This is a genomic window from Komagataeibacter nataicola (assembly GCF_003207795.1).
Taxonomy (GTDB): Bacteria; Pseudomonadota; Alphaproteobacteria; order Acetobacterales; family Acetobacteraceae; genus Komagataeibacter; species Komagataeibacter nataicola.
Genome location: NZ_NIRT01000100.1, coordinates 1 through 509 on the forward strand (window position 1 = coordinate 1; position 509 = coordinate 509).

Here is a 509-nt window from a genome sequence, read left to right on the forward strand (position 1 = left end):
AGCGGCTTGGCGAACAGGTAGCCCTGCATCACGTCGCAGTTCAGTTTTTCCAGCAGGTCGCGCTGCTGCTCGGTCTCGACGCCTTCGGTCACGACCGTCATGCCCAGCCGCGAGCCGATGCCGATCACCGCCATGGTCACGGCCTGGGCGTTGGTGTCGTGCTCGAAATCATTGATGAAGCTGCGGTCGATCTTGATCTCGGTCAGCGGCAGGCGGGTCAGCCGCGAGAGCGAGGAGTAGCCCGTGCCAAAATCATCCATCGACAGGCCACAGCCGATATTGCGGATCGACTGGAGCACTTCCTCGGTGTCGCGGCTGTTATCCATCATCACGCTCTCGGTAATTTCCACCGTCAGGCGCGCGGGCTTGAGGTTATGGTCCTTGAGCAGGGCCGCGATATGCTCGGGCAGCGCGCGGTTGCGGAAATGCACGGCAGACAGGTTCACGGCCACGGTGGGCACATGCACGCCGTCGCGGTCCCATTTCACGATCTGGCGGCAGGCCTCGAG

General features: G+C 62.9%; 1 protein-coding gene. It reads right to left on the bottom strand.

What is annotated here, in order from left to right; genetic code table 11:
* Nucleotides 1–509: EAL domain-containing protein (locus CDI09_RS17445; protein ID WP_249034065.1), on the bottom strand; the 509-nt coding region annotated here is incomplete at both ends.